6 protein-coding genes are annotated in these 3,519 nt (G+C 71.8%); 2 read left to right on the top strand and 4 right to left on the bottom strand.

Annotated elements, in window-relative coordinates; genetic code table 11:
• Positions 1-116 precede the first annotated feature (116 nt).
• Positions 117-1,031, top strand: coding sequence for an NAD(P)H-binding protein (locus tag VMR86_05820; GenBank protein HTO06558.1), 915 nt, complete (start codon positions 117-119; stop codon positions 1,029-1,031).
• On the top strand, positions 1,028-1,993 hold the full coding sequence (locus VMR86_05815; GenBank protein HTO06557.1) for a hypothetical protein: 966 nt from the start codon (positions 1,028-1,030) through the stop codon (positions 1,991-1,993). The genes VMR86_05820 and VMR86_05815 overlap by 4 nt, the downstream gene beginning before the upstream one ends.
• A 10-nt stretch (positions 1,994-2,003) precedes the next feature.
• Here VMR86_05815 and VMR86_05810 read toward each other — a convergent pair whose 3' ends face one another.
• The 4 genes from VMR86_05810 to VMR86_05795 all read right to left on the bottom strand — a co-directional run.
• Complete coding sequence (locus VMR86_05810) at positions 2,004-2,432, bottom strand: SMI1/KNR4 family protein (GenBank protein HTO06556.1); 429 nt, start codon at positions 2,430-2,432, stop codon at positions 2,004-2,006.
• Positions 2,433-2,477: 45 nt separating this feature from the next.
• A complete protein-coding gene (locus tag VMR86_05805) occupies positions 2,478-2,822 on the bottom strand; it encodes a DMT family protein (GenBank protein ID HTO06555.1) in 345 nt (114 codons plus the stop codon).
• Between the two features lie 24 nt (positions 2,823-2,846).
• Positions 2,847-3,158 carry a hypothetical protein gene (locus VMR86_05800; GenBank protein ID HTO06554.1) on the bottom strand — a complete coding sequence of 104 codons (312 nt, stop codon included), beginning with the start codon at positions 3,156-3,158 and terminating at the stop codon, positions 2,847-2,849.
• The coding region (locus tag VMR86_05795) for a hypothetical protein (GenBank protein ID HTO06553.1) at positions 3,155-3,519 on the bottom strand (365 nt) is incomplete at its 5' end. The genes VMR86_05795 and VMR86_05800, both read right to left, overlap by 4 nt.

Here is a 3,519-nt window from a genome sequence, read left to right as displayed (position 1 = left end):
ATCCTGCCGAGCCACGGCGACACCACCATCAACCTGCACGAGCGCTACTACGCCGCGCGCGGCGACCGGGTCGAGGCGGTGTGGCCGATCGTCGGGCGCGGAAAATTCGTCTAGGCATGCCGAAGCTCGTCGTGACCGGTGCGAACGGAGCGCTCGGACGCGTGTTGCTCGAGCGCGCGCTCGCGCGGCCGGAGGTCGAGCTCGTCGCGCTCGTGCGCTCGGCGCGCGCGGCGGCCCAGCTCGCGCCGCTCGCGTCGGAGCGCGTGCGGGTCGCGCGCGTGGCCTGGAGCGACGCCGCCGGCCTCGCCGCCGCCTGCGCCGGCGCCCAGGGCGTCCTGCACCTCGCCGGGATCCTGATCCCGACCAAGGACGAGGGCTACGAGGGCGCGAACGTGGAGACGACCCGCGCGATCTGCGCCGCCGCCCGCGCGGCCGGCGCGGCGAAGCTCGTGCTGGTCTCGGCGCTGTTCGCGGACGCGAGGTCGGCCAACGCGTACTACGCGAGCAAGGGCCGCGCCGAGGAGGTGACGCGCGCGAGCGGGCTCGCCTACACCATCGTGCGCTGCCCGCTGCTGCTGGCCTGCGATAGCATCGGCTCGCACGTGCTGGCCAAGGAGACCAAGCTGCCGGTGGCGTTCCTGCTCGCAGGCGGCGGGAACCTGGAGCAGCCCGCCGACGCGCGCGACGTCGCCGAAGCCGCGCTCAACGCCGGGCTCGATCCCGACTGCGCGCGCGACGCCGCCTACGACCTGGTCGGCCCCGAGTCGCTCTCGCGGCGCGAGCTCCTGTCGCGCTGCGCGCGCCTGCGCGGCAAGGCGCCGGTCGTGGTGCCCCTGCCCGCCGCGTTCGCACGGCTCGCCTGCGGGCTGCGCGAGAAGCTGCTCGGCCCCGGCTTCTCGCCCGACGTGCTCGACGTGATCCTCGACGACGTCTGCCTCGACCCGCAGCCCGCCGCAAAGGCGCTCGGCGTCGCGCTCACGCCCCTCGACGCCACGCTCGAGCGCACGCTCGAGCTCGAGGCCGCCGCTTGAGCGAAGCCGCGCAGGACGCCCGGCCGCGCCGCGCGGCGCCGCTCTGGCAGAAGCTCGCGCCGTGGCTCGTCACCGCGCTCTGCTTCTACTTCCTGTGGCGCCGGATCGAGGGCACGGCCGCGCGCAACGGCCAGGACGTGGCCACCTACATGCGCCAGGTGCTCGACGCCGTGCGCTGGGGGCCGTGGCTCGCCCTGATGATCCCCTACTCGCTGCTGTACCTGGTGATCGACACCGCGGTGGTCTGGCGCGCGATCAACTGGTTCAACGCGCCGGTCCGCTACCGCGACGTGCTGCCGATCCGCGCCTCGGCATACATCATCTCGATCCTCAACGAGCAGGTCGGCAAGGGCGCGATCGCCCTCTACATGAACCGGCGCCACGGCATCCCGGGCTGGGAGATCGGTTCGAGCATGCTGTTCATCATGGTCTGCGAGGTGTACTCGCTCCTGTCGTGGGCGACGCTCGGCTGGGGGATCGCGCACGACGCGCTGCCGCACGAGTTCGACCTCATCCCGTGGCTCGCCGCCGCGGGGGCGGTGCTCTTCGCGCTGCTCACCGCGTTCTTCGCGGGGAAGCTCGGTGTCGGGGCGCAGCTGCGCGAGCGCGCGATCTTCCGCGCCTTCCGCCAGGCGCGGCCGTGGCACTACCTGGTGATCATCGCGATCCGGGCGCCCTCGATCGTGGTGGCCGTCGTGGTGTACACTGCGGCGGCTCACCTCTTCGGGATCGAAGTGAGCCTGCGCCAGATGATGGGCTACGTGCCGGTCGTGTTCTTCGGCGCGGCCTTTCCCACGCCGATGCGCGCCGTCGCGGTCACGCTGTGGGTCGTGCTGTTCTCGAGCTACGCCGGCGCCGCGTCGATCTTCGGCTTCGTGCAGCACAACTTCTTCGTGTTCTTCAACGCGGCGATCGGGCTGTGCTTCCTGCGCCGCGCCTACCGCGAGCTGATGGAGCGCTAGGCCGCTCGCCCTAGGCCCCGCCCATCATCACGATGCCTTCGAGGAACTCCGAGAAGCTGTTCGTGATGGGCGCGACGCTCGCGGCACTCGGCGCCTTCGCGTTCACCGAGCAGACCGGCGCGCCGTCCTCCTTGCGCAGGTCGAAGACGAAGAGCTCGTCCGCGCCGTCCGAGCCGAAGGCGAAGAAGCCCTTCAGGCTGCTCGCGATGCCGTGCTGGCGGTTCTCGTCGAGCACGCGCTCGAGCGGGAAGAACTCGATGTAGCCCGTGTCGTACGGGATCTTCCCGCGCGCGCAGCTGCACGCTTCCATGAAGCGCACGTAGGTCCGAGGCAGGTTCGGCGGGGCGTGTTCCTGAAACTGCTTCACCGTAGTCGGGTCGGGCGCGGGGTCTCGGGCCAGGCGGAATCTCGGGTTGCGAAGCAGCTTCTGAACGTCCATCCGCTCCTCCTGTGCACGAGTGCGGGTCTCCCCGCAGTATACGCCTCACGCGCGGAACATGAAGTACACCGCCCCGAGCATGCACAGCCCCGACCACAGGAAATCGAGCTTCACGGGGCTCTGCATGTAGACGATCGAGAACGGCACGAAGACCAGCAGCGTGATGACCTCCTGCAGGATCTTCAGCTGCGGCAGGGTCAGCGCGGTGTAGCCGATCCGGTTCGCAGGGACCTGGAGCAGGTATTCGAACAGCGCGATGCCCCAGCTGACGAGCGCCGCGATCCACCAGGGCCGGTCGGCCAGGTTCCGCAGGTGCGCGTACCAGGCGAACGTCATGAAGGTGTTCGAGAGGACGAGCAGAGCGCCGGTGGTGAGGAAGACGCGAGTCATGCGGCGAACATAGCGGGCGGGTTGCTAGCGGAGCTTCTCCGGCAGCTCGCCGGCAGGGCACGCCTGCCACGGACCCTCGAGCGCGGCCGCGCACTCGACCCCGCCGGCGGCGCGCCGGTAGTAGCGGCCGTCGAGCCAGTACGCGCCCGGCGCCGACGGCACGGCGAAGAGCTGCAGCTTGGGGTCGAACACGAGCGGCACGCCCTGCGGGGTCAACGCCCTGTAGCCGGGCGCTTCGGCGGCGGGCGCGGGGCGGCCGGGCGGCGCCGACGCTGGAGCGGTCGCACAGGCCGCGGCCAGGAGCGCCGCGCCGGCGAGTACGGCCGCGCGCCTCACACCGCGCTCGCGGGCCGGCGCAGCGACAGCGCGCGGTCGGCGATCGAGGCCAGGGTCGTGAGCGCGAGCAGAAACGCGACCCAGCGGGTCGGCCCGGCCAGCGACTCGGCGCCGAGCGCGACGAGCAGCGCCCCGCCCAGCGGCACGAAGTAGAACACCCCGTTCCAGCGCCCCAGCGCGCTCATGCGCAGCTGCCCGGCGCGGTGCAGCCAGTACGAGTCGATCACGTACTGCGCGAACGCGAGCGCCACCAGCACCGGCAGGACCCACGGCACCGCGCCGCGCGCGGCGGCGGCGAACAGGCCGCCGTCGACGAAGCTGAAGTCGGCGAAGTGGTCGAGCGCGCGGCCGACGCCGCTGG

It is taken from the genome of Myxococcota bacterium, assembly GCA_035498015.1.
Taxonomy (GTDB): domain Bacteria; phylum Myxococcota_A; class UBA9160; order SZUA-336; family SZUA-336; genus VGRW01.
Note: the sequence above shows the minus strand (reverse complement) of the source record. Positions and strands in the feature narration are given on the sequence as shown.